Raw genomic sequence first — 24777 nt, forward strand, 5'->3', positions numbered from 1 at the left:
GGACGCCGATGCTTTGCATCGGCTATGGACGCGCAGCGGCAGCGAGACGGATGAGGGGTCTGTCTCCGCGGAGAGAACCCCTCATCCGGCGCTTCGCGCCACCTTCTCCCACAAGGGGAGAAGGGAAGAAAACTTACGTCGCGTAGTCAGGCTCTTTCCGATCCAGCATCCGCTTCAACGCATCGAAATGCCGCTGGGCCGGGGTTGGGCCTTTGTAGAGATGATCGTCCTTGTAATCGCGCTTGGTTTTCTCCACCACGGGCGCCGGAAGCTGCTTCAGTTTCTGGCCGGTCCACATCGCATAAATCTGCACCTGGGCGGCGCGCTCGACGTAGTAGAGCATGTCATAAGCTTCGGCGACGGTGGCGCCGACGGTGGAGATGCCGTGATTGGCCATGAACAGCACCGTCTTGTCGCCGATCACTTTTGCAAGCCGCGCGCCTTCGGCGGGATCGAGCGCCGGGCCGGTGTACTCGTCGTCATAGGCAATGGCGCCGGACAGTCCGACCTCGGTCTGGCCGATTTCCTTGATGCGGGGGTCTTCGAGCCGCGTCAGCGCGCTGGCGTGCGGCATGTGGGTATGAAATACGGCCTTGGCCTGCGGCAGCGCCTTGTGGATCGGCGCATGGATGCAATAGCAGGACCGCTCCACCTCGCCCTCGCCGCGCTTGATCTCGCCGTCGTCGATGCCGACTTCCATGAAGCAGGAAGCCGTGACCTCGGACCAATGCGTGCCGAACGGGATCTGGTAGTAGCGGTCGCTCTTGCCCGGCACCACCAATGTCAGATGGTTGAAGATGCCTTCGGAAAATCCCTGGATAAAGGCCAGCCGGTGCGCGGCCGCGAGATCGACCCGCGCCTGCCATTCCTCGGCGCCGTACTCGCTGAGCGTCTGTGGCGAAACCCTGAACTGCATGAGCTTTCTCCCTGATGCGCTTTTTGCCGGCCCCTCGGCGGAGGCTTTGACGGCTGTTATGCGCAATAGTGTAGCGCAATCAGGCGCCGCCATGGCTGAAATTGCGGAGGGCCTGCCATCCCGGTTTGCAGGGTAGAAAGCGGCGATCTCTCCCTACGCGCTCCTTGCCAGCGCGCCGTCGATCATGTTCACGGCGTTCGCAATGCCGTACACCGCGACGAACGAGCCGAAGCGCGGGCCCTTCTCCTGGCCGAGCAGCACCTGGTAGAGCATGTTGAACCAATCGAGGGAGACGCCGGGCCGGCCGTCCTTGCCCTTCTTGACAGGGTCGAGGAACGGCTCGCGGCGGCCGATCTCGTAGACCACGTTCTGGATGTCCTCGGCGCTCGATCCCGCCGGCAATTGCGACAGCGCATCGCGCAGGTCCTGGAGCGCGGCGCGCTCGCTGTCGGTCGGCTCGCGGAACTTCTTGGTCGGCGCCACGAAGTCGCGATAGTAGTTGATGGCGTAGCCGACCATCGCGTCGAGCTTCGGATGCGTCTGCGGCGTCACGCCCGGGCGATAGCGCCCGATGAAACCCCACAGCGTCTCGGCATTTTCCGCATTTGACGACGACACCAGCGTCAGCAGGAGCTGGAAGGTGACCGGCATATCCGCCTTCGGCGGCTTACCGGAATGGATGTGCCAGACCGGATTGGCGAGCTGCTGCCTGGCATCCTGCCGCGGAAAACCGTCGAGGAATTGCTGGTAGTCATCGACATTGCGCGGGATGACGTCGAAATACAGCCGCTTTGCCGCCTTCGGTTCGCGATACATGAACAGCGACAGCGACTCCGGCGAGGCATAGCGCAGCCATTCGTCGATGGTGAGCCCGTTGCCCTTCGACTTCGATATCTTCTGGCCCTTTTCATCGAGGAACAGCTCATAGTTGAAGCCCTCGGGTGGCGTGCCACCGAGCGCCGCGCAGATCTTGCCGGACAGCTTGACGGAATCGATCAGGTCCTTGCCGGCCATTTCATAGTCGACGCCGAGCGCGAACCATCGCATCGCCCAGTCCGGCTTCCATTGCAGCTTGCAATGCCCGCCGGTGACCGGCACCGTGACGCGCTCCTTGGTCTCGGGATCGTCATAGGAGACCGTGCCGGCCTTCACATCATGCTCGACGATCGGCACATACAGCACCATGCCGGTGCGCGGACAGATCGGGAGGAACGGCGAATAGGTCGCGGCGCGTTCCTCGCGCAAGCTGGGCAGCATGATCTTCATGACGGCTTCGAGCCGTTCCAGCATACGCGACAGCGCAGCGTCGAACCTGCCCGACGTGTAGTAGTCGGTCGAAGAGGCGAATTCGTAGTCGAAGCCGAAGGTGTCGAGGAACGCGCGCAGCCGTGCATTGTTGTGCGCGCCGAAACTGTCATGGGTGCCAAACGGATCGGGTACCTTTGTGAGCGGCCGGCCGAGATGCTGTTCCAGAAGCTCCTTGTTCGGCACATTGTCCGGCACCTTGCGCAGGCCGTCCATGTCGTCGGAGAACGCGAGCAGCCGCGTCTTGATCTTGTCCTCGGTCAGCACGCGGAAGGCATGGCGCACCATGGTGGTGCGCGCGACCTCGCCGAAGGTGCCGATATGCGGCAGCCCCGATGGGCCGTAGCCGGTCGAGAACAGCACCTCGTCCTTCGGGTTCTTCTTCAACCGCGCGACAATGGCCTTGGCCTGCTCGAACGGCCAGGCGTTGGATTGTTCGGCGAGCGCACGCAAATCGCTCGGGTTGGCGGCAAGGTCGATGACGGACATTTTAGAGGCTCTCTCCGGGGCCGGGAAACGGCCGGTTATAGCCGTCATTGCGAGCGAAGCGAAGCAATCCATTTCGCGGCGTATTGAGCCATGGATTGCTTCGTCGCTTTCGCTCCTCGCAATGACGACGTCTCCGATGTCATTCCGGGATGGTGCGCAAGCACCACACCCGGAATCTCGAGATTCTCAGGGGCGCAAGGGGCGGCCCATAGTTCGATGCTGCGCATCGCCCCGGAATGACGTCTAAAACGGACTGATCGAAAAATACCGCAGCCACAGATCGGTGAAGCGGCCTTTTTCCCAGATCCGGAACAGCGCCCAGTTCAGCGATGTCCGCAGCAAATCGTTGCCCTTACGGACGGCGATGCCGATGCCTTCGCCGAAATAGCGGCTCTCGACAAAGGGCCCGCCCGAGAACGCGCAGCATTCGGCCGAATCGGTGCCGTTGATCCAGAACGCGAGCGAGATCGCGTCGCCGAAGATGAAGTCGACCTCGCTACGCCGCAAGGCCAGCCGCAGCGCGTCGTCGTTCGGATAAGATTTGATCTCGGCGTCGGTGAACATCGCCTTCAGATAGGCCTCGTGCGAGGTGCCGGCGATGACGCCGACCTTCTTACCTTCGAGATATTCCGGGCGAACCTCCGGCATCACGGCGTCACGCCGTGACACGAAGCGCGCCGGCGCGCGGTAATAGGGATCGGTGAAGTCGAGCCTTGCGCGCAGGGCCGGCGTCACCGCCATGGAAGCGATGATGGCGTCGCCGCGGTTGCTGGTGATGGCGTCGACCAGCGTCTCGAACCGGCGCATCTGGATGGTGCAGGAAATCTTGATCTCGTCGCACAGCGCGCGCGCGAGGTCGACGTTGAAGCCGGCGGGATTGCCGTCGGGACCGGTAAAGTTGAACGGTGGATAATCAGTCTCGGTCAGGAACCGGATCACCGTGAGCCGCGACATGTCCGGCCGGTCCGGGCGCCGCCGCGGGTCCCAGAAGCCGGGCACCGCCTGCGGAGCCGCCTCGACGGCCGGACGGGGCTGGGTTTGCGCCTGCGCCGCATTACCGCCGACAGCCATCAACGCGCACGCGATCCACACCCCGACCAGCCACACGCTGATGGTTCGACGCAGTCTTGCATTGGTTAACTGGACGTTAAGATATGGCATCTTCGGCAATGGCTTTGCGGAATTTCACGGCCTTATAGACCATCCGGCCCGCGATGCGAGGCCGTTTTCGCCCTTTGACCAGCTTGCCGCTCAGAGATAGCGCTTCAAATCCTTGGCGGCTTCCTCCGGCGTCCGTTTCAGGTTGAAAGGCGCTACGAACTTGCCGTCACGATCCATCAGATAGACCAGCGCAGTGTGGTCCATGGTGTAATCGCCGTCCTTGAGCGGGACTTTCCGGGCATAGACCCGGTAGGCCGAAAGCACTTTTGCCACCGCGTCCGGCGAGCCGGTCAGCCCCTTCAAATGCGGGTCGAAGCTGGAGAGATAGTCCTTCATCGCGGCCGCGGTGTCGCGCTCGGGATCAACGGAGACGAACCAGGCATTGACGCGGTCGGCGTCCTTGCCCATCGCCTTCAGCACTTCCGAAATCTCGAATAGCGCCGTCGGGCAGACATCGGGGCAATGGGTGAAGCCGAAGAAGATCAGTGTCGGCTTGCCCTTCAAATTCTGCTCGGTGACGGTCTGGCCCGACTGATCGGTCAGTTGAAACGGCCCGCCGATCGCGGCCGGCGCTGTGACGGTTCGCAAGCCGCCCATTGCCCACAGCATGATCGTTAGCCCGATCGCAAGGCTCGCAGCGAAGGCAGCGATAATCACCAGCGGGCGGATCGTCCGGTCCATGAAAGGAATTCCTTATTGCCCGGTCAGAAGCAGGCCGAGATGCCGGCGGCGATCATTTCGAAAAACACCGTGGTGCCGTAATGGAACCACAATGCAGCCGCGCCGAGCACGACCAGCGCACCGAGGCCGGCAGCGCTCCAAGCGATCACCGCGGCCACCCCGCTTTGCTGCCGGGCGGCCGCTATGTCCTGTCGGGTGGAGATCGGCTGAACCATGAAGGTTCAGATAGGGCGAGTTCCCCGAGCAGGCAAGCGGAATGGCCGGAGGAGAGATCACGTCATGCGGAGGGCAAGCTGCGACAAAAGCGACGGGGATGTCGCCGGAGCGCGCGTCAGCAGGCCCTGACGCTTTCCACACGCATTGGTAGACCTTGCGAATCTGGCGAGGTGATATCCTGCGGAAGTTGCGAATGACGCAGTCGAAACTCGGCAAGCACTGCCGCTGATGTGTTTCATTAGGAACAATGATGAGTTGCACGCGTTTGGCAGCGCATCTGCGTTGGGAGCCCGCATTTGTCGCGCTCACCTTTGCGCACTCCGAAGTCGGAGGCCATCAATGTCAAAACGCCTGAGAATTGCTCTTCCGCTGGCCGGAGCAGCCCTGCTTGCAGTCGCCGCGCTGGCTGGCCCGCTGCCTCCCGACGCGACCTATCGGCCACTTCCAACGCTGCCGTTCGATGCCGTCAAGGCGCTCGACGACGCCCAGAAGCCGCAGGTCATGCAGCGTCAGCAGGCCCTGCTTGAGCAGCGCTACGACCTCTCGAATCGGCCGATCGCCAACGTCATAATGTCAGGCGGGCGAAAGCCGGTGCAGGGGGGTGTGCGTGTAAAGCTCCCCGCAGGCGTTACCTGGGACAGCCTGTCGGCGATGAGTCCGGACGAGATCCGCGAGCGCGGCCTGCTGCCGGCCGGATTCATGCCGCTGCCGCACGTTAAACAGGCGACCGGCGGTCAGGTTTTCCCGAACCAGCAGATCGATGAGGTGGGCCGGCAGGAGCTCCGCAATATCAGGCGGTTCGATATCGACTTCGACCTTCCGGATCGGTTCACGCCCGAGTTTCCACCGCCGATCTTTCTCACAACGCGCCCGGAGTTGGGCGACGTCTCCCACGGCCAGCTCCTGACAATCAAGAACCACTATCAACTGATGGTCGGCCTCCTTACCCCTGTGCAAATGGAGGGACTGCGTCTCCTGCTGACGCCGTTCCCGCAGGAAGAGTTCAACCAGACAGAGGATCGCAAGAGCGCGGACCAGAGTCTTGGCGTCACCTGCCTCGACTGCCATGCCAATTTCCACACCAACGCGGCCTTCCACCTGACGCCTGACGTTCGTCCGCAGGCGGCGCGCTTCCGCCTCGACACGGTGAGCCTTCGTGGCATGTTCAACCAGCAGATTCACGGCTCGAAGCGATCGCTGCGCTCGGTCGAGGACTTCACCCAATTCGAGCAGCGGACGGCGTATTTCAACGGCGATCACGTCAGCGCGCAACGCAAGGGCGTGAACCTGCCGGACCGATTTGATCAGGTGCCGATGATGGCGCAGATGCAAAACATCATCGACTTCCCGCCAGCACCGAAGCTCAACCCAATGGGACGCCTGGACCCCAGCAAGGCGACCCAGCAGGAACTCGCAGGAGAACAGGTCTTTCTGGGCAAGGGCCAGTGCGGACAATGCCATACGCCGCAGACATCGTTCCTGGACAACAATATGCACGATCTGAAGCTCGAGCGCTTCTACAACATAGGCCAGACCGTCAACGGCCTGGTGGCGTTGCCCGACGGATCGATCAAGACCTTGACGTTGCGCGGCATCAAGGACTCGCCGCCCTATTTGCATGATGGGCGGCTGCTGACGCTCGCCGACACGGTCGAGTTCTTCAACCTGGTGCTCGGCCTGAAGCTGACACAGGAGGAGAAGGATTCGCTGGTGGCCTACATGCTCACGCTGTGACGCCGCCCTACGCTCGCAGCGGTCAATGTCTCCCGGCCGTCGAAGGAGGTTGAAATGATTCGCTTCGTTGCCGTCGCATCGCTTGCTACTGCGCTTCTTGCGCCACCCGCCCTTGCTCAGTCGACCAATCCGGCGAGCCCGGCACCCGGCAACCCCGGCGGCATGTCGCCAGGTACCAAACAATCAGCGCCCGGAGTGCCCGCTCCGCGACAAACCAATCAACCCGACCGCGCCTTCATTCACGCGGCGACGATCAGCGGATTGGCGGAGGTGGAGTTCGGCAAGCTTGCGGCACAAAAAGCATCGGGCCGTGCCGTAAAGGAATTTGCCCAGCACATGATCCGCGATCACAGCGCCGCCAACGACAGGCTAGCGGCACTTGTAAGGACAGTCGGCATCGCGCCGCCCGATCGACTGGACGAGGAACACAAAGCCATGCACGTCAGGCTCCAACAATCTGACGGTGCCCAGTTCGACCACGCCTACATCCAGGGCCAGATCATCGAGCATCAGAAGGCAGCACAGCTTCTGCAATACGAGATCGGTTCAGGCGAGAACGCGGAACTGAAGGACTTCGCATCGGACATCCTGCCGACCGTACTGGGCCATCTCCGGATGGCGCAGGCCATTGCCATGGAAATGGCGCAGCAGGCCCAAGCTGACGTACCGCCAACAGATCGAGAGAAGCGAAAGTAACCGGGCGTTCAAAAAGCCGGTCGGCGAGGAACGCTCAGCATGTCTGTTGATTGTGCCTCAATGATCAATCTGAAGGAGACCACCATGCCTACCAGTGCTCGTGATATTTTTGTGGTCGGATTGCGTAACGCACATTCGATGGAGGTCCAGGCCCGTGAGCTGCTGGAGCGGCAGTCTGAGCGGCTGGATGATTACCCGCAAGTCAAGGCCAAGGTTCGAGCCCATCTGGAAGAAACCAATGGCCAGCTCAGGCGATTGGAGCAGTGCCTCGAATCCTGCGGCGAAACGACCTCGAGCCTAAAGGATACGGCGCAATCGGTAATGGGCAACACCGCTGCGATGCTGAACGCGATGGCAGGCGACGAAATTTTGAAGAATACGTTCGCAAACAATGCGTTCGAGCATTTTGAGATCGCGGCCTACAAGTCCCTGTTGGAACTTTGTGGCCCGGCCGGCATGGAATCCGCGCGTGCCCCGCTTCAGGCATCACTCCAGGAGGAACAGGAGATGGCCGCCTGGATCGATGCAAACGTTGGAAACGTGACGCGCGAGTACGTCGCCCACGAAGCGCGCGCTGCCTAGAATCCGGCAGGCCGTTTTTGTGAACTGAGCCTGACGACCGCTCCGGCGTTGCAGAGCAGCGGCCGTTCGGCTCAGCGCGGGGCCGGCTTGTTCGAGGACGCCTGGGCGTCGAGATAGCAGGGCCTGTACATCGCCTGAAGCTGCTTGCCGCGCAGGAAGAGCATGCGTTGGGTCAGGCCGCCGCGCGCCGCGATCCATTTGCGCACCGGCGGCGGATACATCGAATACAGCATCTGAGTCGCTTCGGGGTTCATGATGGCGCGGCCGTTGGCGCCGAAATCCCAAGCCGCATGGAAGCCGAGATTGGCGTGCGAGGTAACGCAGATCCGGTCATGGGGAACCGCGCCGAGCACGATGGTGCAAGCCGAGGCGCAGAGGCCATCAATGATCACGGTTTCGCCCGAGGTACGCAGGCCCTGGTATTTGTCGACATAGGTGCCGATCCGGCCGCCGCGGTCATCCGCGATCCGCACCACCGCCTGGCTCGCCCCTACCCCCGCCAGCAGCAGCACCGCGGCAAGCAACCCCGTCACCAGCTTCATATCCCGCCCCAGTCCAAAAATGTCGAAACCGAATCTGATCGTCTTCGTGATGCAAGACGTGGCGTAGCGTCGTTTGAGATCGTGATTTTGTCTAGGCAGCCACAGCTAGTCAAAACAAATTCAAATTAAGTGTTGCTTGGCCGCTGCACCCGTCCCGCGAAAAGGTCCCAGACTGGAACATGCAACCAGTAGCGCGGTGGCAATGCGGGCACAGGCTAGAGTCCGTTTGCCGTTGACCACGCGCAAGGACGCGGGCTTGAATCAAAAGCGGCATGGGGAGGAAACGATGGCCGATGACGCAGACGTAATCGTGGTTGGCAGTGGCTTGGCGGGGCTGGTCGCGGCGACGGAGATCACAGATGCCGGCAAGCGCGTCATTGTCGTCGACCAGGAAGGCGAACAAAGCCTTGGCGGACAAGCCTTTTGGTCGTTCGGCGGATTGTTTCTGGTCGACTCTCCCGAACAGCGCCGGCTCGGCATTAAGGATTCGTTTGATCTCGCATTGCAGGACTGGATGGGGACCGCGGGGTTCGACCGCGACGACGACCATTGGCCCAAGCGGTGGGCGGAAGCCTATGTCGCGTTCGCGGCCGGCGAGAAGCGCGACTGGCTCCGCGCGATGGGCCACCGTATTTTTCCGGTGGTCGGCTGGGCCGAGCGCGGCGGCTATGACGCGATGGGCCATGGCAATTCAGTGCCGCGCTTTCACGTCACCTGGGGCACCGGCCCCGGCATCGTCGAGCCGTTCGAGCGCCGCGCACGCGAAGCGCAAAAAAATGGCCGGTTAACGTTCAAGTTCCGCCACCGCGTCGACACACTCGTGATGACGAACGGCGCGGTTGAGGGGGTCGGCGGTTCTGTGCTCGAGCCTGATAGCGTCGAGCGCGGCAGGAGCTCCTCGCGCCAGGTGATCGGCGATTTCACGCTGCGGGCGCAGGCGGTGATCGTCGCTTCCGGCGGCATCGGCGGCAATCATGACATGGTCCGGCAGAACTGGCCGAAGCGCCTGGGCGAGCCGCCGAAATTCATGATCTCCGGCGTCCCCGAACATGTCGATGGCCGCATGATCGGCATCACCGAGGCCGCCGGCGCGCGACTGATCAACCGCGACCGGATGTGGCATTATGTCGAGGGCATCCGGAACTGGAACCCGATCTGGCCGCGCCACGGCATCCGTATCCTGCCCGGCCCCTCCTCGCTGTGGTTCGACGCCACGGGCAAGCGCCTGCCCGCGCCACTCTTCCCCGGCTCCGACACGCTCGGCCAACTGCAATACATCATGTCGACCGGCTACGATTACTCCTGGTTCATCCTGACCCAGAGCATCATCAAGAAGGAGTTCGCGCTCTCCGGCTCCGAACAAAATCCCGACCTCACCGGCAAGAGCTGGCGCATGACGATCAAGCGCGCCACCAACAAGGGGGCACCGGCGCCGGTGGAAGCGTTCAAGAACAACGGCGCCGACTTCATCGTGCGCGACAATCTCGGCGACCTCGTCGGCGCGATGAACGCGCTCGCAGGCAGCGACCTGCTCAAGCTCGATCACATCAAGGCGCAGATCGAGGCGCGCGACCGCGAGATCACCAACCCTTACGTCAAGGACGCGCAAGTGATGAACCTGCACAATGCGCGCCGCTACATCGGCGACAAATTGATCCGCACCGCAAAGCCGCATCGAATTCTCGACCCCGAACACGGACCGCTGATTGCGGTGAAGCTCAACATCCTGACGCGCAAGACGCTGGGCGGTTTCGAGACCGATCTCGACTCGCGCGTGTTCGGCACCAATGGCGAGATCATCCAGGGGCTTTACGCCGCCGGCGAAGCCGCCGGATTCGGTGGCGGCGGCATGCATGGCTACCGCTCGCTGGAAGGCACCTTCCTCGGTGGCTGCCTGTTCTCGGGGAGGAATGCGGGACGCGCGGCGGCCAAGGCGGCTTCGTGATTTTTCGCCGCGATGATCAGGCTTGTCCCGGCATGGCGGCTGCAATCTCAATGCAAATAACGCAGTGGCGCATGGGACACGAGCGCGCTAAGTAACCGCCGCCCCTCATTAGGAGAACAATATGACCATCCAGCGCTTCGAAACCGGCCCTCGCATGAGCCAGGTCGTCGTCCACGGCAACACCGTCTATCTCGCGGGCGTCGTTGCCGGCAAGGCCGCCGGCAAGAGCGTGACCGAGCAGACGCAGGACATTCTGTCGATCATCGACGGCCATCTCGCCAAGGCCGGCACCGACAAATCGAAGCTGTTGTCGGCCACGATCTACATCACCGACATGAAGACCTTTCCCGAGATGAACGCGGTGTGGGACGGCTGGGTCTCGGCCGGCAACACGCCGGCGCGCGCCACCGTCGAGGCCAAGCTCGCCGCTCCGCAGTACAATGTCGAGATCATGGTGGTCGCGGCGAAGTAACGCCAGCCAGCCGCTAACCGTCTTGCTGCCCCGGATTGCAGGCGCCATCCGGGGCATTTTCATCGGCCTCTCACGCGCTGATCCGTTCGCCCGTGACATCGCCGATATCAGCCTGAAGCCACTGGGCGATCCTGCGCCAGGAATGGCTCAGAACTTTTCGCCCCATGAACAGGCTGAGGTGATCGCATGGTTCGGAGGCCCGTTCCAGCCACGCTGGTTGCGTGCCCAAAAGCCGAACTGTGGCGAACGCCTGATCGCGCGGGACCACGATGTCGTTCTCTCCCGCCAGCAGGAAGACCGGCACGCGCACCTCGGCGAGATCGATCCGGCGACCGAGGGCGACGAAACGTCCTTCAGCGATCTGGTTCTGACGAAACACGCGGTCGGTCACTTCGAGATAATAGGTCCCCGGCAGATCCAGCGGCGCGCGATCCCAGCGCTTGACACGGTCCAGCAGCATGCGGGCCTCGTCCGATCCATCGCGAAGATTCCTTTGCAGCACGGCTTCCACGTCATGCTGGCTGAACGGAATGTTCCAGAACCGCAGCATGTGCTCGCCGTTCACGATTCCTCCTCCCTGCTGCACCATCTGCTCGAAAGCCTGACGGGGAAGTGCGGCCACCATCTTCGAGAGTTCTGACGGCGTGGAAACATCGACCGGGGCGCCGGCGAGCACCAGCCGCCGCACTTTGCCGGGAAAACGAGCAGCGTAGACCAGCGACAGCCACCCGCCCTGGCACAGGCCGACAAGATCGACCGGCGCGCCGATCTCGTCGATCGCGACATTGAGCTCGGCAAGATAATTATCGATCGACAGATGGCGCATTTCCGGCGTGGCCGAGCGCCAGTCCGTGACATAGATGCGGTTCATGCCGCCTCGTTGCAGCGCCGCTACCAGACTGTGGCCCGGCGCGAAGTCCGCAACCAGCGCGCCGTGCAACGCATAGGGCGCGCAAACGAGCACTGGCTGCCCCGCATTCCCTCGCGAAAACTCGCGCAATCGCATCGACTGAAGTTGCAACACCACCGCGTTTGGCGTGGTCCAGACGAGCGGCATCTGCTCCGGCGCGCGGGAAGGCGCAGGTTTCTGATCGGCGATCCATTGCGCGTAGCTGTCGAGCGCCAATCGCGTGGCTTCGAGCGGCCACAGCCACACCTGCGTCCAGTCGGCGCCCGCATGTTCCTCCGGCCTCTTTGGCTTCTCTACCACACCCGTTCACCGATTGGTCGTGCCGTCATGGTGAGGACGGCAGGATCGAGCTGTTCTGGAATAACGAGATCGCATGCTTTTACGCCAAATCCGGCGCAGGCCCTAGCTGGTCGATCGTCACACCCTCGCTGATCATCCCTGCGAGCCGCTCAACATTCACGCGCTGCTGCCGGCCCGCCGGTTTGTGCCCGCCAAGGTGCGATGTTTCCTCGATGCGCTGGACGTCCATGCCCGCGGCGACGCGACGGACGATGCATGTATCAGTAAAAATCGAAATCCTTGACCTCCGAGGTAATCGATTGGCGCGTCGGATTTTTCGATAGTCGGTCAGCCGGCCCATTCGGCCGAAACGAAGGAGAGCATGATGACCGACATCAACAAGATCGCCCGCAGCTACATCGAGCTGTGGAATGAGCGGACGCCAAGCCGCCGCCGCGAAATTCTCAGCCAGTACTGGACTAGTGATGCCCGATATGTCGACCCGCTGATGTCGGGCGACGGCCACGACGGCGTGGACGCGCTGATCGCTGGCGTGCAGCAGCGGTTTCCGGATTTCAGGTTCAGGCTGATCGGCGAGCCCAATGGTTTTGGCGACCACGTCCGGTTCTCCTGGGGTCTCGGCCCCGAAGGCGGCGATACTCCGATCAAGGGCACGGATTTCGCAGTCCTCAGCGACGGCCGCATCCGCAGCATCACCGGATTTCTGGATCAGGTGCCGGCGGGGGCATAGCCGACCGACCGACATCCCGCCACTCGGTCTCGCCTTCGGCGAGTCCGATGGCAGGCACCGCGAAGCAAAGCAACACACCATGGTCATCCCCGCGAAGGCGGGATCCAGTACGCCGCGGCTTATCGCTTGAATCACTGGCGCCTCTGGAATATTGGGTCACCCGCCTTCGCGGTGACGACAAGGGAATATCAAGCGGCATTCTCGCGACGCATGGCGCCCGAGTTTGCATCTTCTTTTCCCACCCTCTCCAATCAGAGGGCGCGGGGAAGACCGGGTGCGCGCCGCACCCGCGGTCTCGTGTGCAATTTGCGCACTAAGAACGCGCACACGAGCATACAGGTACAGCGGGAGCATCCCGGCCTTCCCTGCGCAATGGCTTTACGGCTTACTTCGTGCTCTTCCCGGTGAACGGCTTTCTTGCCACCGTCGCCACGCGGAAAACTTCCACGCAACTTAACGCCAGCACCGCGGCGCCAGAACCACACGACTTCGCCGTACGCGTCGGGCGCCACCGTCTTGTGCGCCTCTCGCGTCCATCGCATCCCACCGCACGTTCGTGACGATCGCGAGCCGCCCCTCCATCGGGTGAGACGGGCGGAGTTATGCGGCTGATTTGCCCGGCCTGTTAAGCGGAATATTTTTGCAAGAAGGTCTGGACAGACTTTTGGTGATTTGCCCGTCGTGCCAATTGGTCGCAGCCGCGCATTGATTTTTTCGCTTTTGCGCGCCGCAAATCAGTTCGCAATCCGTAGGGTGGGCAAAGCGATAGCGTGCCCACTATCGAGAAGTGCGATCGCCGATGGTGGGCACGGCGCAAGGGCGCCTTTGCCCGCCCTACGGATCTCGTCGTCAATCTTTTGGTGTGGAATCCGGCGGACAGTTCGGGGAAGCCTTCAGCGGCTCGTCGCCGCTCTGCACCGTCGGCGCGGCAGAGTCCGTGCCGCCCGCATCGGGCAGCACCGCGCTCTTGCCGACGGTGACTGAATTCGACGTCTTGTCCTCGCCGCTTCCCGACGTCGCAGCCGGTGATGTCGTGCAGGCCGTCTCCTCCTTCTCGCCCGATGGTGCCGTGGATTGGGCAGAGGCCGCACTCACTCCGATTACCGCTGCAAAAATCGCTGCCGCGAGGCGGGTCATTTTCGGTCTCCAAAGGCTTGAAAAACAGCTTGCTCGGAGCAAAACGTTCTGCTGCAACGAAGGTTCCGGTTAGTTTTTATGCGGCGTCGCGGAGATTGAAACCGGCGCAGGATTTGCTTCACTGAACGATCTGTGAAAGGGAAAATTTCATGACTATCGAGCTGACGCGCCGCACACTGCTCCACCTCGCCGGCGCCTCGTCGCTATCAGCCGCGGCCGTTGCCGCGGCGCAGGCAGAGGGCGTGGCCGACGGAGGACCGACCTTCGCCAACCGCACACCGATGCGGATCGGCATGGTGACCTTGCGCGTGCGGAACCTCGATCTCGTCACCGATTACTATCGCGATGCGATCGGGCTCACCGTGATGCAGCGCACGGCTACGGGTGCCCGTCTCGGCGCGGGCGGCGTGGCGCTGCTTGATCTCACCCTGCGCGCGGGCGCCGCCAGCGAGGCGCGGAATGCGGCGGGCCTCTATCACACCGCCTTCCTAATGCCGACCCGCAAGGATCTCGCGCGCTGGCTGGTGCACGCCGCGACGAACAAGGTGCCGCTCTCCGGATTTGCCGACCATCTTGTCAGCGAGTCCGTCTATCTCGACGATCCCGAAGGCAACGGCATCGAGATCTATGCCGACCGCGCGCCCGAAAGCTGGAAGTGGGATGGCGGCACGGTGGCGATGGCCACCGACCCGCTCGATATCGACGGCCTGCTGGCGCTGACAAATCCGCGCATCTCCAACTATGCCGGGGCACCCGACGGCCTTCGCATCGGCCACATGCACCTGCGCGTCGGCGACCTCGAACAGGCCGACCGCTTTTATGGCGGCGCCATCGGCTTCGATCCGACGCGCAAACGAACCGGTGCCGCGTTCCTGTCATCGGGGCGCTATCACCATCACCTCGGCATCAATGTCTGGCAGAGCGCCGGCGCCGGCCGGCGGAATGATGCGGCCACGGGACTTGCATGGTTTTCGCTCGAGGTCGCGTCGGAGGAGATCCTGCAGGCCCAGGAGCAGCGCCTGCGGCAGGCCGGCGCGCCGGCGGCTGCGATTACGAACGGCATCGAGACCGCCGATCCCTGGGGCACGAAGGTGCGGCTAATCAAGGTTTGATGCTGGGCGCGATCGTCGGTTAGCCCGGTTCAGCATGCGCCGATAGGCCATGCGAGCACCGAACATTATTTCTTCTTACCGGAACCCAAGGTTGGCTGCCAGCCTCCGGTCTTCTGACTCGGTGCTGCGGCAATTACCTTGATCTTCTCCTTCTTGGGTTTCTTGGCTTCCCGATTGCCTCTTTGCTCGCCTTTGGCCATGTCGATCTCCTGGGTTGATGGTGATGCTAGAACCAATGCAGATCCGGCTAGATATCGTTGCCGACTAGAGCCGAGGCGCGTCGAGGTCATATCTGACCTTCAACGTCCTGATCAGATCGAGCGTGCGGGTGCGATAGAAATTGTCGCCCTCGGACGCTGGCCGACTGATGCTCGCGCTCCATCCGTAAGCATCGTCGAAAACAAACATTGTCATCCCCGAAGGCCAGGGACCATGGAGAATCCTTGCCTGCTCGACAATCATGTCCTGGAGCTCATCGGCGGTCTTGAAGGGTCTGCTCACGGCTTGCCTCCCGGACCTTTTGTGGGCGCCCCGCTATTCTTCAAGCTGATCGAACTCATCAGACAACAGGATCCGGCCCCGGGGCGTGGATATCCTCACGTCCAAATAACCTTCCTGCAAAAGCTCCTTTGCCTTCTTGACGGCAGCCCCCGCCGCCGCACGGCTAAGATTGACCCGGCCAAATTGATTGTTGCCGCTGATCAGGTAATGCAGTTCGCTCGTCCTATCCATGCAGGAATGCCACGGCCGACACCAACAATGGAAGAAGCGGCGGAACGATTGCCAGCGGGACGGTCCGGTCGGCAGCCAAGCAACCTTGGGACAACAAAAGCGCTCCGTTCGTCGGGCGTGAGCGTTGCTAGCTCTCAGTCACCGATAGACGCCGTGGGAAACGCGGTGATAATCAACTCTAGGCTCGCGTCGCGGCAATAGCGAGAGCTAAAACGCCGCGGAGCCCAACCGCGAGCGCCTGCCGGTGGCAATGCTCGTACTTCACCTTATCCCAACCTCGAGCGCGACTACGGAAGGGGCGCTGACGTAATCCCGTCGCATCCAACTCGAAGCGATCTACATGGCTCGATCCGCGGAAATTTGTCGGGCCTAACTCAATCGAAGGCCGATGGCAGCTCGCCCTTGCGGAAGATGACCGTCGGCTCGTCGTCATAGTCGCCCATCTCAGGGTCACCGGTGGATGAGAAGGCAACAACCCCGAGCTTGCTCTCGGCCAGCCGCTCCGCGGTGCGAAGCGCGCCCGTTGCCGTTTTGCAGGCTATCGGAACGCCCGCTTTCAGGTTTCCTCCCCGGCCGGCATCGAAGGCCTGAACGAAGTAGCTTGTTTCGCGAGCCATGGGCTCTCCTTAGGAATGCGGGTCGCACCGCGCGATTTCTGATTCAGGCCATCGATCGCATCAGCGCAGAAATTTCGATTGTCGCAAAGTTGGAGTACGTATCCGAGACGGCGTAAGGCAAAATGAGTTGATCGTTGTGCGTCATCGCCCCGCAGGTATAGACCACATTGGGAACGTAGCCTTCGCGTTCGGATGGTTCGGGTCGCAGCAACGGTTCACGCGAACGTGCCAGCACCCTGGAGGGGTCGCGCTTGTCCAGCAGCGCTGCGCCGATCGAATATTTCCGGACCGGGCCGACACCGTGCGTCAACATCAGCCAGCCCTCCTCCAGTTCGATTGGTGATCCGCAGTTGCCGATCTGCACGAACTCCCAGGGAAATTGCGGCCTCAGGACCGCCTGACCGCCTTCCCATCTGTAGAGATCGTCCGAATAGACCAGATAGAGATTCTCGTTGTCCTGTCGCGCAATCATGGCGTACCTGCCATCGATTTTCCGCGGGAAGAGCGCCATGCCCTTGTTGCGCGCGGCTGCGCCTTGCAGCGGCGTCATCCGAAACGAGAGGAAGTCGGCGGTTTCGATCAACTCCGATCGGATGGCAGTGCCCTTATAGGCGGTATAAGTTGCGTAATAGGTCGTCCGACCGCCGTCGCTGAATTGGACGAAGCGCGCGTCTTCGATGCCGTTCGATTGCGACTCCGTCACCGGAAAGATTACCCGTTCGCTGATGTCCGGTGCCAGCTCGAAAACGACATCGACTTCATCGCCGCTCGGTCCGGCGGTTCGGTGCGTGACCCGGGGACTCGTAGCGAGCCGGGCGGTCGGATCGACTGTAATGCTGCCATCTGCCGCGATCGTGCCGGCGCGAAACGTCAGCGACGATACATGCCCCTCGCCGACGGCTCGGAGGCTCAGAATGAAGCGCAGGCTGCCGCTCGGGATTCCCGACTGGTCGGGGTGCGGCACGATGCTTGGATTGAACAGTGCCGACGCTTCGAAGGAATATTCGTGCAGGAAGTAGGCGCCGATCAGTTGGCGCTGCACTTCGGAAAACGTAGAGTGCGCAAGCAGCGCCTCCTCCATCTCATCGGCACGCAGCTCAAACGTCTTTAGCAAGTTGCGGTGCCGGCCCTGAAAATTCTCCAGCACGTCCGCTAATTGGCCGGCCGCAGCCTGCGAATCGAGATTGAGAACGCGCTCGACAATATGGTTGGCGCGTGTCTTGTCGGTCGGGTTGAGATCGCGCGGTTCGGTCGCTGGCTTGAACGGACGCACGATCACGCGCGCAGGATCAGGCCGCAGATGGAGCGCCCGCCGATTGATAAACGTGGCTTGCAACAGCGTGCTCTCCGTTCGCATTTGCGTGAGTAGGCGCCTTAATCAAGCGCCTATGGCGCGAAGCGCCACGGGGTTGGTCGGATTAATATTGACGCGCGCAAGCTGGCGCATCTCGGCGAGCGCCAGCAGATAGGACACGACCGACTCTCCGCCGCAATTTTCATTGGCGCGGTCGGGATGCAGCCCGTCGCGGCAAGTGCCGGTATCGGAATCGACCAGCGCCACCGACAGGTCGTTGCCGCCGAAAAACCAGGAAAAGACCCTGGCCGCGATCGCCTTCCATTCGGCGTCGCCCTCCGCCCGCCAGGCGACCAGACATGCCGCAATCGTTGCGCTGGCCTCCACCGGCTGCTGATCGAACGCGCCAGGAGGCTTTCGAAGTCGTCCGAAGCTCGTCGTACCCACGGGACGGAAATGCCCGGTTGACGTCGTCTGCTGTGTCATCAACCAGCGCAGGGTTCTCAAGCCAGCATCGGTATAGGCCGGCGTTTGCGTTGCAAAGCCCGTAGCGATCAGTGCCTGCGGGAGGCGGGCGTTGTCATACGCCAGGTCTTCCTCGAACCACACCCAGTTGGGCGTCTCGACCAAATCCAGGCCCGAAACCAGTCCGTCGGCAAGAGAATGCCTGATCTCACGGGCGCGCTGATCATCCGGAGTTACGGCACAATAGGCGTCGAGGCCGAGCAGCGTGAAGGCCATTGCGCGAGGCGAACGAAAGCTCGCGGCGGTCGACAGAGCTTCGGCAAACAAGGCCGCTGCCCAGCGACGCCGTGACCGGCTGGCATCCTTCCGCGCGCATTCGCCCAGGGCCCACAGAGTTCGCCCGTGACTGTCCTCGGAGCCTTTATCTTCGAGCCAGGTCCGGTTGAAACCCATGAAGTTGCGAAAGCGTCTGGTATCGGGATTCCACGCATGCTGCACAAAGGCGGCAAAGCGGCCCGTCTGGCTTTCCGAAAGCGGGTGCTCGCCCGGTTCATTGAGCGCGCAGGCCAGCAGCAACGCGCGGGCGTTGTCGTCCACGCAGTAGCCGTGCGCACGATCAGGTACCGAATGCACGGCGTGCTGAAACAGGCCGGTATCGTCGCACATCGACAGGAAATGGCCCAATTGCATGTCGGGCACGGCGGGGCGGTGCGGCGCGATTGCGTCCGGTCGGGCACGCGCAATCACCTTCAGCCGGTGGCCGTGCCGTGCATTGTCGAAGGTGGTCATGTAACGCTCGGCTGTGCGCTCCCATGTCATCGATCGGCTGGCAGCGTAGGCGCGCTCGCGCATCGCCTGACGGCGAGGACCGTCGGTAAGCAGGCCCGCTATTTCGTTGCCGATCCCCATCGCGTCGCCAAAGGAAACGAGAACGCCGCGGCCGTCGGCCAGCAGTTCGCGCGCATGCCAATAAGGTGTTGAGACGACCGGCTTGCCGAGGCCGAAGCTGTAGGCCAGCGTGCCCGACGTCATCTGCGCCTCGTTGAGATAGGGCGTGACATAGACGTCGCACATTGAAATGAATTCGAGCAGCGTGGCCTGATCCACGAACTGGTCGAGGAATACGACGTGATCCTCGATGCCAAGTTTGCGCACGCGTACCATCAGGCTGCCGCGATAGGCTTCGCCCTGGTCACGAACCAGATTGGGATGCGTCGCACCAAGTACCACATAGACCGCGTCCGGCCGTCTTTTCAGGATCGAGGGCATGGCGTCGATCATAACCTCAATGCCCTTGCTGGGGGACAGCAGGCCGAACGTCAGAATGACCGACCGGTTGCTGAATCCGAGCTTGGCCTTTGCCTCGTCCGGCGCGACGAACGGAAAGTCGGGGATGCCATGGGCTATGACCTCGATCTTGTCGTCCGGCACGCGATAGACGTTGCGCAGCAGTTCACGGCCCTTGTTGGCCATCACGACGACCTTCGAGGACATCTCGACGATGCGCTCCATCACCGCGCGCTGAGCCGCGGTCGGCGCGGCCAGCACCGTGTGCAGCGTCGTGACGACCGGCATGGTAAGGCGCGACAGCAGTTCCAGGATATGAGCCCCGGCCTCGCCACCGAAAATTCCGAACTCGTGCTGCAGACAGACGATGTCGAACCGGCCGGCGTTGAGAAACGCCGCACCGGCCACATACTCCTCGACGCTGGCGTCCTTGATCTGCAACGCGACCGAGGCCGGATAGTCATAGGTCTGATCGTGGTCGGTCATCGCCACGATGCAGGTTTGCAGGTTTGGCTCCGAATTCGAGATTGCCCGTTGCAGGTCGGTCGAAAATGTCGCGATTCCGCAGCGGCGAGGCAACGAATTGCCGATCACGGCGATCCTGCGTAGCGGCGTCACGTGTGCGCCTCGGCCAGGCCGGCGAGTTTCGCCGCGTCGGAAGCAACGGACCGAACAGGCTTGATCGATTGCCCGGAAAGCCTGTGCAAAAGGGAGCCGATCGGACCGCTTGCGGGATATGCGACCAGGGCGGTTAGCCCGTTGGCACCGACTTCGATGCTGGCGCGACCGCCGCCGACGAAGATCGCCTGCCCGACGGACAGCGCGGCCAATCCGATCGCCGCATGGCCGTCGAGAGCGAGAACCCAAGTCTCCGAATCGGCGAGCAGCGCCCAGCTTGAACCCTCGGGCAACTCAAGCCGCTCGAGCACAAAATGCTGGCTCGCGACCAGAACCGTCCGCTCAAGAGTCAGGCGGACTGGATGACGTGGAGGTCGAAGCGGAGCGATGTTCGCGACTGCGACGCCATTGTCGATGTGCAGTTCACGCTGCCTGCCGTAGTCGAACAGGCGGAATGTCGTATCGCTGCGCTGTTGAATCTCGGCGAGCACGACGCCGGCGCCGAGAGCGTGGATGGTCCCAGCCGGAATGAAGATGACATCGCCTTTCGCAACCGGACGCCATTGAACCAGATCAACGATCGAGCCATTCGTGATCGCCGTCCGTAGTTCCTGTGGTGTGATCCGTCGATTCAGGCCGACGCCGATCTGCGCGCCCGGCTCCGCCGAGATGATGTACCATGCCTCGCTCTTGCCGTTCGGCATCCCCATTGCGCGCGCAAACGTATCGTCCGGATGGACTTGGATCGACAATGGCGCGCTGGTGAACAGCAACTTGAGAAGCAAGGCAGGAGTCGGCGCATTGCTGTCGGCGCGCTCGAACCAAAGCTCTCCCACCGCACCCCCGGTACCGTCGATGCTGCTCCATGGCTGGAGATCGCTGACGCCCCAGGGCTTGGGCATGACCCGTACGGACGCGTGTTCGATGGGCATAGGATCTCCTGACCCATGACGCGCATGCCGAAGCGACATGCCGTTGGTCGATATCATCAGTAGGATGTGTGGCTAAGCGTCGCGTCTGCCGGACACGCCTTGTTGCGGAACCGGTTACGCTGTTGCTCATATGGATACTGCCGCACCCAATAGCAACCATTTTGCTTCGCGCCGGTCGATATAGCGCAAGACAGCACACCGAGGACGGCATAGGCGGACTGGAGATCGATCCCAGCTCCACATCACGCTGCTCTCGCCATCGGAAAGATGCGGCACGCTGACCCTTGCCTTCGCTTCGGGATTTCGCTCGACATCGTCATGAAAAGAGCGTCTGCTATACGGATCACCGCCCCTTCATTGGCTGCTATCGGTGACTGAGAGTCTTGTACTCCCGCCACACGATGGGCGGTTAATATGTCCACCAGCCAACAATTCAATCTGCGAGAGTGGCTGGTACCCCCAATCCTGGTACCAGTTGTTCTTGGTCTCCTGATCGCTGGAGCAGTTATTGTCCAGTGGTAACGCCGCAGTGACGGAAGACGCGCATCACGATGCGCCAACCGCGGCTTTTGAAACCAGCTTCCACGCAGATCAAATCATCGCGGTGAACGCGAAAGGAATAACGATGAAAAAATCCGTGCTTTCAATTGAAGAACCAGAGCCGAAGAAAGCGGTGCGGGCCGACAGGCCTCCGACCGAAGGGTTCGCGACGATTGTCGACGGCCATTTCAAGTCGGAGTTCGATACGATCGAGGCTGCCGAGGTCTCCGGCCGTAAGCTGAAGACCGCCTATCCGATGCTTCAGGTCCAGATCTACGATGCCGCCATGAGGGTGCGTACCTTGTTGAGCTAGCAAAGCTGGCTGTCGCGCTGTTGTCGCCTGTGCGAACAAAAGCCCTCTATCGGCCGGGCGCCTCCATCTCAGCAACCGCGGCAGATATTCTTCAGCTTGGCGTTGGTCCTGGCGTCTTCTGCGCTGAAAGGATCTTTGTAGGCGGCTCGCGACGGGTCTTTTTCGGGGATAACGGGCTTTTCCATTTTCGGAGGATGCGCGGCGTCGTAGCACGACAGGCGCGCATTGGCGTTGTCGATCGCGCGGCACTCTGGCGCAGCGGCAAGAGCGCCCGACGCACATGCGCATAGTGCCAGCACGGCGAGAGTCGTTTTCATCCGAGTTCCTTTCCCGATTGGTCGCAGTTCAAATCAAGCAGGTCGACGCGCAGCGACCGTCGTCACGCAACCTCGTCGGTCCAGACCTTGAAGCCGACCAATGTGCTCGGCCCAAAGGTCTGGGTGATCGGCACGTCGGAAGCGTCGCGCCCCTGCGCAATCAGGATGCGACCGATCCTTGGCACGTTATTGCGCGGATCGAACGTACGCCAGTGCCCACCGACATAGGCTTCGAACCAGCCGGCGAAATCGCCTGCAGCCCACGGCTTCGGCGTGCCGATGTCGCTGAGATAGCCCGTGCAATAGCGCGCGGGAATGTTCATGCAGCGGCAGAACGCAACGGCAAGATGGGCGTAGTCGCGGCAGACGCCCTTGCCTTCCTGGTAAGCCTCCCACGCCGTCTTGCTGGCGCGGGCATACTCATATCCGAAGGCGACGTGATGATGGACGAAATCGCAGATCGCCTGGACTCGCGCCCAGCCCGGCGGCTTTTTATCGAACAATTGCCAGGCGATTTCCGAAAGCCGATCGGTCTCGCAATAGCGGCTGCCGAGCAGATAGACCAAAGTGTCCGCGGGCAGGTCCTCGACCGCGTGCTGAACGGCGGAAGTAAACACCGGATCTGGCAGACCGCTGTCGCGAACGACGCCGTCGGCCGCAAGACGCACGCGGCCGGCGGGCGCAACCATGCGGCTGCACCAATTGCCAAACATGTCGCGATAGGGGGTGATCTCGACGGCTGGGTCGGTGGTGAGGAAATCCGGCACGATGACGTCGGACGCACGGGTGAAGTGCGTGCCCAGCACCATGATCATCGGCGTCGGCTGCGGGAAATCGTAGATCATTTCGAATCCGACGCGAATCTTCACTCGAAGGCCCTTTCCGGCTGCCGCCTGCTCGAAGTGGCTACGAAGCCAGCGAATACAAGGCGGTGGCTGGCTTATTCGACCAAATGCGGCGTGCGCCAAAGAAACCGATAGCTAATCGCCGGATCGAGAGCATGCGTGTCCCGCAAATTTCTGGCCCGACAGTTTGAAGACACTCCTCCCGTCATCATCGCGCGCAGCATAGATTTCCGCTCCTAGAGACGCAGCCGCTCAACAGCCGGCGGGAAGGTCACAATGAACCGATCTGCGGACCGGTGAAAAACAGTTCCGCTTTTCCCCAATCATGTTCTAAGGTCCGAGCTATTTTCCCAAGGGACCGATTGCATGAACTTGCCGATGAGCTGGGATGAATGGGCCGGTCATGATGGCGTAGCGCTGGCTGCGCGTGTCGCGAAGGGCGAGCTGACGGCCAAGGAACTGGCGGCGCAGGCCGCCGCCGGCATCGCGAAGGTCAATCCCGCACTGTTGGGCGTCGTCGAGGTGTTCGAGGATGCGGTCGCCGATCCCGCCACCGATGGCACCAATCTCGATGGTCCCTTTGCCGGACTTCCGTTCCTGATGAAGGACCTCGGTCCGACATTGAAGGGACGGCTGCAGGAAATGGGCTCGCTATTCATGCGCGGCAATCGCGCCACCGCCGATACGTTCCTGACCAGGAAGATGCGCGCGGCCGGGCTCAATCTGATCGGGCGCACCACGACGCCGGAATTCGGCGTTTGCAGCTCGGCCGATAATCCCGCCGTCTACGTTACCCGCAACCCCTGGAATACCGACTACACCACCTGCGGATCGTCGGCCGGCAGCGCTGCGATGGTCGCCGCCGGCGCGGTGCCGATCGCGCACGCGACCGACGGCGGCGGCTCGATCCGGATTCCTGCCGGTGTTAACGGCAACATCGGGTTGAAAGTCTCGCGTGGCGTGTTCTCGCTGTCGCCGCACCTCTCTGATTTGAGCGGACTGGTCTCGATTCAAGGCTGCCAGTCGCGCACGGTGCGCGATACCGCCGCCTTCGTCGACGCCTGCCGCGGACCGGCGCCGGGCGAATTCATGCCGTTCTGGAGCCCGCCGGAGCCTTACACGCGGATGATCACACGTGATCCTGCCCGGCTGAAAATCGCGCTGTCGTACCAGTGGGGCGATTACCGTGCGACGCCACATATTGCAGCCGAGCTGCAGAAGGCCGGCCGCTTTCTCGAGGGCCTTGGACATCACGTCGATTACGCCCTGCCCGATCTGGACTATGGTGAAGCCTTCGCGGCGCAGACCACCTGCTACATCAGCAATTTTGCCGTCGTAATCTCCAACTTGCTGGCGGCGCGCGGCCTCGAACAGCCGCCGGAAGATCTGATCGAACCGATAAACATCCGGATCTGGGAGCATGGCCGGCACATGTCCTACGCGGACCGAGCGCGCATGCAGGCGGTATTCAACACGACCTCGCGCGGCTTCGGCGCGTTCTTCGAGGACTGGGACATCATCCTGACGCCGATCACCGCGCTGCCGACGCCGAAGGTCGGCACGACGGAGTATCTGACCATCAGCGACAATCCTGACGTGCTCGACTGGTTCGGCAATCTCTGGCGTAATTTTGCCTTTACCCCGCTCGCCAATCTCTGCGGCATCCCGGCGATCTCGCTACCGCTCGCCACCCACGAGCACGGCCTGCCGCTCGGCATCCAGGCCATCGCCAAGCAAGCGAATGATGGGCTGCTGTTGCAGCTGGCGGCGCAGATCGAGCGCGCGATCGGCGGCAAGTGGAACGCGGGACAGACGCCGGGTGTGCATGTGACGAGAGATTCACAGCCCGACAATCACACGCCGAAAGCTTAGATGCGATCTGATTGGCA

At 62.1% G+C, this 24777-nt stretch carries 26 protein-coding genes; 9 read left to right on the forward strand and 17 right to left on the reverse strand.

Features of this window, described 5'->3' with window-relative positions:
- Positions 1–133: 133 nt before the first annotated feature.
- From IVA95_RS11230 to IVA95_RS11250, 5 genes are all read right to left on the reverse strand, one after another.
- Complete coding sequence (locus IVA95_RS11230) at positions 134–916, reverse strand: class II aldolase/adducin family protein (RefSeq protein ID WP_247510533.1); 783 nt, start codon at positions 914–916, stop codon at positions 134–136.
- 153 nt (positions 917–1069) lie between these two features.
- Complete coding sequence (locus IVA95_RS11235) at positions 1070–2710, reverse strand: lysine--tRNA ligase (RefSeq protein ID WP_247510534.1); 1641 nt, start codon at positions 2708–2710, stop codon at positions 1070–1072.
- 243 nt (positions 2711–2953) lie between these two features.
- Positions 2954–3781 (reverse strand): transporter substrate-binding domain-containing protein, encoded by an 828-nt coding sequence (locus tag IVA95_RS11240; RefSeq protein WP_247510535.1) that lies wholly within the window; start codon positions 3779–3781, stop codon positions 2954–2956.
- 180 nt (positions 3782–3961) lie between these two features.
- Positions 3962–4552 (reverse strand): SCO family protein, encoded by a 591-nt coding sequence (locus IVA95_RS11245; RefSeq protein WP_247510536.1) that lies wholly within the window; start codon positions 4550–4552, stop codon positions 3962–3964.
- 23 nt (positions 4553–4575) lie between these two features.
- Complete coding sequence (locus IVA95_RS11250) at positions 4576–4767, reverse strand: hypothetical protein (protein WP_213254250.1); 192 nt, start codon at positions 4765–4767, stop codon at positions 4576–4578.
- A 340-nt stretch (positions 4768–5107) separates the two neighbouring features.
- Here IVA95_RS11250 and IVA95_RS11255 point away from each other — a divergent pair, with 340 nt between their 5' ends.
- The 3 genes from IVA95_RS11255 to IVA95_RS11265 all read left to right on the forward strand — a co-directional run bounded on the left by IVA95_RS11255 (position 5108) and on the right by IVA95_RS11265 (position 7780).
- On the forward strand, positions 5108–6502 hold the full coding sequence (locus tag IVA95_RS11255) for a cytochrome B6 (RefSeq protein WP_247510537.1): 1395 nt from the start codon (positions 5108–5110) through the stop codon (positions 6500–6502).
- A 54-nt stretch (positions 6503–6556) separates the two neighbouring features.
- Positions 6557–7198, forward strand: a complete 642-nt coding sequence (locus IVA95_RS11260; protein ID WP_247510538.1) for a DUF4142 domain-containing protein — start codon at positions 6557–6559, stop codon at positions 7196–7198.
- 84 nt (positions 7199–7282) lie between these two features.
- On the forward strand, positions 7283–7780 hold the full coding sequence (locus IVA95_RS11265) for a ferritin-like domain-containing protein (protein WP_247510606.1): 498 nt from the start codon (positions 7283–7285) through the stop codon (positions 7778–7780).
- A gap of 71 nt (positions 7781–7851) precedes the next feature.
- On the opposite strand, the gene IVA95_RS11270 is transcribed toward IVA95_RS11265, so the two are convergent.
- Entirely contained in the window at positions 7852–8322 is a 471-nt protein-coding gene (locus IVA95_RS11270) for a hypothetical protein (RefSeq protein WP_247510539.1), read from the reverse strand.
- Between the two features lie 286 nt (positions 8323–8608).
- Here IVA95_RS11270 and IVA95_RS11275 point away from each other — a divergent pair, with 286 nt between their 5' ends.
- Together IVA95_RS11275 and IVA95_RS11280 are read left to right on the forward strand one after the other, a co-directional pair.
- Positions 8609–10267 (forward strand): FAD-binding dehydrogenase, encoded by a 1659-nt coding sequence (locus IVA95_RS11275; protein ID WP_247510540.1) that lies wholly within the window; start codon positions 8609–8611, stop codon positions 10265–10267.
- 121 nt (positions 10268–10388) lie between these two features.
- Positions 10389–10739, forward strand: a complete 351-nt coding sequence (locus tag IVA95_RS11280; protein WP_171579275.1) for a RidA family protein — start codon at positions 10389–10391, stop codon at positions 10737–10739.
- Between the two features lie 70 nt (positions 10740–10809).
- On the opposite strand, the gene IVA95_RS11285 is transcribed toward IVA95_RS11280, so the two are convergent.
- A complete protein-coding gene (locus IVA95_RS11285) occupies positions 10810–11949 on the reverse strand; it encodes an alpha/beta fold hydrolase (RefSeq protein WP_247510541.1) in 1140 nt (379 codons plus the stop codon).
- Between the two features lie 364 nt (positions 11950–12313).
- On the opposite strand from IVA95_RS11285, the gene IVA95_RS11290 reads away from it, so the two are divergent.
- Positions 12314–12679 carry a nuclear transport factor 2 family protein gene (locus tag IVA95_RS11290; RefSeq protein WP_247510542.1) on the forward strand — a complete coding sequence of 122 codons (366 nt, stop codon included), beginning with the start codon at positions 12314–12316 and terminating at the stop codon, positions 12677–12679.
- An 849-nt stretch (positions 12680–13528) separates the two neighbouring features.
- Here the strand turns inward: IVA95_RS11290 and IVA95_RS11295 are convergent.
- Entirely contained in the window at positions 13529–13816 is a 288-nt protein-coding gene (locus tag IVA95_RS11295; RefSeq protein WP_247510543.1) for a hypothetical protein, read from the reverse strand.
- A 149-nt stretch (positions 13817–13965) separates the two neighbouring features.
- Here IVA95_RS11295 and IVA95_RS11300 point away from each other — a divergent pair, with 149 nt between their 5' ends.
- The gene (locus tag IVA95_RS11300) at positions 13966–14928 is read left to right on the forward strand and encodes a VOC family protein (protein WP_247510544.1); all 963 of its coding nucleotides are present in this window, start codon (positions 13966–13968) and stop codon (positions 14926–14928) included.
- Positions 14929–14993: 65 nt separating this feature from the next.
- Here the strand turns inward: IVA95_RS11300 and IVA95_RS38775 are convergent, their stop codons facing one another.
- The 7 genes from IVA95_RS38775 to IVA95_RS11330 form a co-directional block, all read right to left on the reverse strand.
- Positions 14994–15128, reverse strand: a complete 135-nt coding sequence (locus IVA95_RS38775; protein ID WP_256470192.1) for a hypothetical protein — start codon at positions 15126–15128, stop codon at positions 14994–14996.
- A gap of 64 nt (positions 15129–15192) precedes the next feature.
- Positions 15193–15429, reverse strand: a complete 237-nt coding sequence (locus tag IVA95_RS11305) for a hypothetical protein (protein WP_213254582.1) — start codon at positions 15427–15429, stop codon at positions 15193–15195.
- Positions 15430–15462: 33 nt separating this feature from the next.
- Positions 15463–15660 carry a hypothetical protein gene (locus tag IVA95_RS11310; protein WP_247510545.1) on the reverse strand — a complete coding sequence of 66 codons (198 nt, stop codon included), beginning with the start codon at positions 15658–15660 and terminating at the stop codon, positions 15463–15465.
- A gap of 374 nt (positions 15661–16034) precedes the next feature.
- Entirely contained in the window at positions 16035–16277 is a 243-nt protein-coding gene (locus IVA95_RS11315) for a hypothetical protein (protein ID WP_213254581.1), read from the reverse strand.
- Positions 16278–16320: 43 nt separating this feature from the next.
- On the reverse strand, positions 16321–17616 hold the full coding sequence (locus tag IVA95_RS11320; protein ID WP_247510607.1) for a glycoside hydrolase family 130 protein: 1296 nt from the start codon (positions 17614–17616) through the stop codon (positions 16321–16323).
- 39 nt (positions 17617–17655) lie between these two features.
- The gene (locus IVA95_RS11325) at positions 17656–19941 is read right to left on the reverse strand and encodes a glycosyltransferase family 4 protein (RefSeq protein WP_247510546.1); all 2286 of its coding nucleotides are present in this window, start codon (positions 19939–19941) and stop codon (positions 17656–17658) included.
- On the reverse strand, positions 19938–20873 hold the full coding sequence (locus IVA95_RS11330) for a class I mannose-6-phosphate isomerase (RefSeq protein ID WP_247510547.1): 936 nt from the start codon (positions 20871–20873) through the stop codon (positions 19938–19940). The genes IVA95_RS11325 and IVA95_RS11330 overlap by 4 nt, the downstream gene beginning before the upstream one ends.
- A gap of 529 nt (positions 20874–21402) precedes the next feature.
- Here IVA95_RS11330 and IVA95_RS11335 point away from each other — a divergent pair.
- On the forward strand, positions 21403–21726 hold the full coding sequence (locus tag IVA95_RS11335; RefSeq protein WP_247510548.1) for a hypothetical protein: 324 nt from the start codon (positions 21403–21405) through the stop codon (positions 21724–21726).
- A gap of 68 nt (positions 21727–21794) precedes the next feature.
- Here IVA95_RS11335 and IVA95_RS11340 read toward each other — a convergent pair whose 3' ends face one another.
- Together IVA95_RS11340 and IVA95_RS11345 are read right to left on the reverse strand one after the other, a co-directional pair.
- Complete coding sequence (locus IVA95_RS11340) at positions 21795–22043, reverse strand: type VI secretion protein (RefSeq protein ID WP_247510549.1); 249 nt, start codon at positions 22041–22043, stop codon at positions 21795–21797.
- Between the two features lie 62 nt (positions 22044–22105).
- The gene (locus IVA95_RS11345; RefSeq protein WP_247510550.1) at positions 22106–22912 is read right to left on the reverse strand and encodes a transglutaminase family protein; all 807 of its coding nucleotides are present in this window, start codon (positions 22910–22912) and stop codon (positions 22106–22108) included.
- Between the two features lie 342 nt (positions 22913–23254).
- Between IVA95_RS11345 and IVA95_RS11350 the strand changes: the two genes are divergently transcribed.
- Positions 23255–24760 (forward strand): amidase, encoded by a 1506-nt coding sequence (locus IVA95_RS11350; RefSeq protein ID WP_247510551.1) that lies wholly within the window; start codon positions 23255–23257, stop codon positions 24758–24760.
- Positions 24761–24777: the final 17 nt, after the last annotated feature.

This window comes from Bradyrhizobium sp. 157, assembly GCF_023073815.1.
Taxonomy (GTDB): domain Bacteria; phylum Pseudomonadota; class Alphaproteobacteria; order Rhizobiales; family Xanthobacteraceae; genus Bradyrhizobium.

Excerpts from the sequence above, each read along its gene's own strand:
- IVA95_RS11255 (WP_247510537.1), top strand. The coding sequence starts at position 5,108 with ATGTCAAAACGCCTGAGAATTGCTCTTCCGCTGGCCGGAGCAGCCCTG.
- IVA95_RS11235 (WP_247510534.1), bottom strand. The coding sequence starts at position 2,710 with ATGTCCGTCATCGACCTTGCCGCCAACCCGAGCGATTTGCGTGCGCTC.
- IVA95_RS11230 (WP_247510533.1), bottom strand. The coding sequence starts at position 916 with ATGCAGTTCAGGGTTTCGCCACAGACGCTCAGCGAGTACGGCGCCGAG.
- IVA95_RS11265 (WP_247510606.1), top strand. The coding sequence starts at position 7,283 with ATGCCTACCAGTGCTCGTGATATTTTTGTGGTCGGATTGCGTAACGCA.
- IVA95_RS11245 (WP_247510536.1), bottom strand. The coding sequence starts at position 4,552 with ATGGACCGGACGATCCGCCCGCTGGTGATTATCGCTGCCTTCGCTGCG.
- IVA95_RS11280 (WP_171579275.1), top strand. The coding sequence starts at position 10,389 with ATGACCATCCAGCGCTTCGAAACCGGCCCTCGCATGAGCCAGGTCGTC.
- IVA95_RS11295 (WP_247510543.1), bottom strand. The coding sequence starts at position 13,816 with ATGACCCGCCTCGCGGCAGCGATTTTTGCAGCGGTAATCGGAGTGAGT.
- IVA95_RS11290 (WP_247510542.1), top strand. The coding sequence starts at position 12,314 with ATGACCGACATCAACAAGATCGCCCGCAGCTACATCGAGCTGTGGAAT.
- IVA95_RS38775 (WP_256470192.1), bottom strand. The coding sequence starts at position 15,128 with ATGGCCAAAGGCGAGCAAAGAGGCAATCGGGAAGCCAAGAAACCCAAG.
- IVA95_RS11240 (WP_247510535.1), bottom strand. The coding sequence starts at position 3,781 with ATGGCTGTCGGCGGTAATGCGGCGCAGGCGCAAACCCAGCCCCGTCCG.
- IVA95_RS11300 (WP_247510544.1), top strand. The coding sequence starts at position 13,966 with ATGACTATCGAGCTGACGCGCCGCACACTGCTCCACCTCGCCGGCGCC.
- IVA95_RS11315 (WP_213254581.1), bottom strand. The coding sequence starts at position 16,277 with ATGGCTCGCGAAACAAGCTACTTCGTTCAGGCCTTCGATGCCGGCCGG.
- IVA95_RS11260 (WP_247510538.1), top strand. The coding sequence starts at position 6,557 with ATGATTCGCTTCGTTGCCGTCGCATCGCTTGCTACTGCGCTTCTTGCG.
- IVA95_RS11310 (WP_247510545.1), bottom strand. The coding sequence starts at position 15,660 with ATGGATAGGACGAGCGAACTGCATTACCTGATCAGCGGCAACAATCAA.
- IVA95_RS11330 (WP_247510547.1), bottom strand. The coding sequence starts at position 20,873 with ATGCCCATCGAACACGCGTCCGTACGGGTCATGCCCAAGCCCTGGGGC.
- IVA95_RS11275 (WP_247510540.1), top strand. The coding sequence starts at position 8,609 with ATGGCCGATGACGCAGACGTAATCGTGGTTGGCAGTGGCTTGGCGGGG.
- IVA95_RS11270 (WP_247510539.1), bottom strand. The coding sequence starts at position 8,322 with ATGAAGCTGGTGACGGGGTTGCTTGCCGCGGTGCTGCTGCTGGCGGGG.
- IVA95_RS11250 (WP_213254250.1), bottom strand. The coding sequence starts at position 4,767 with ATGGTTCAGCCGATCTCCACCCGACAGGACATAGCGGCCGCCCGGCAG.
- IVA95_RS11340 (WP_247510549.1), bottom strand. The coding sequence starts at position 22,043 with ATGAAAACGACTCTCGCCGTGCTGGCACTATGCGCATGTGCGTCGGGC.
- IVA95_RS11350 (WP_247510551.1), top strand. The coding sequence starts at position 23,255 with ATGAACTTGCCGATGAGCTGGGATGAATGGGCCGGTCATGATGGCGTA.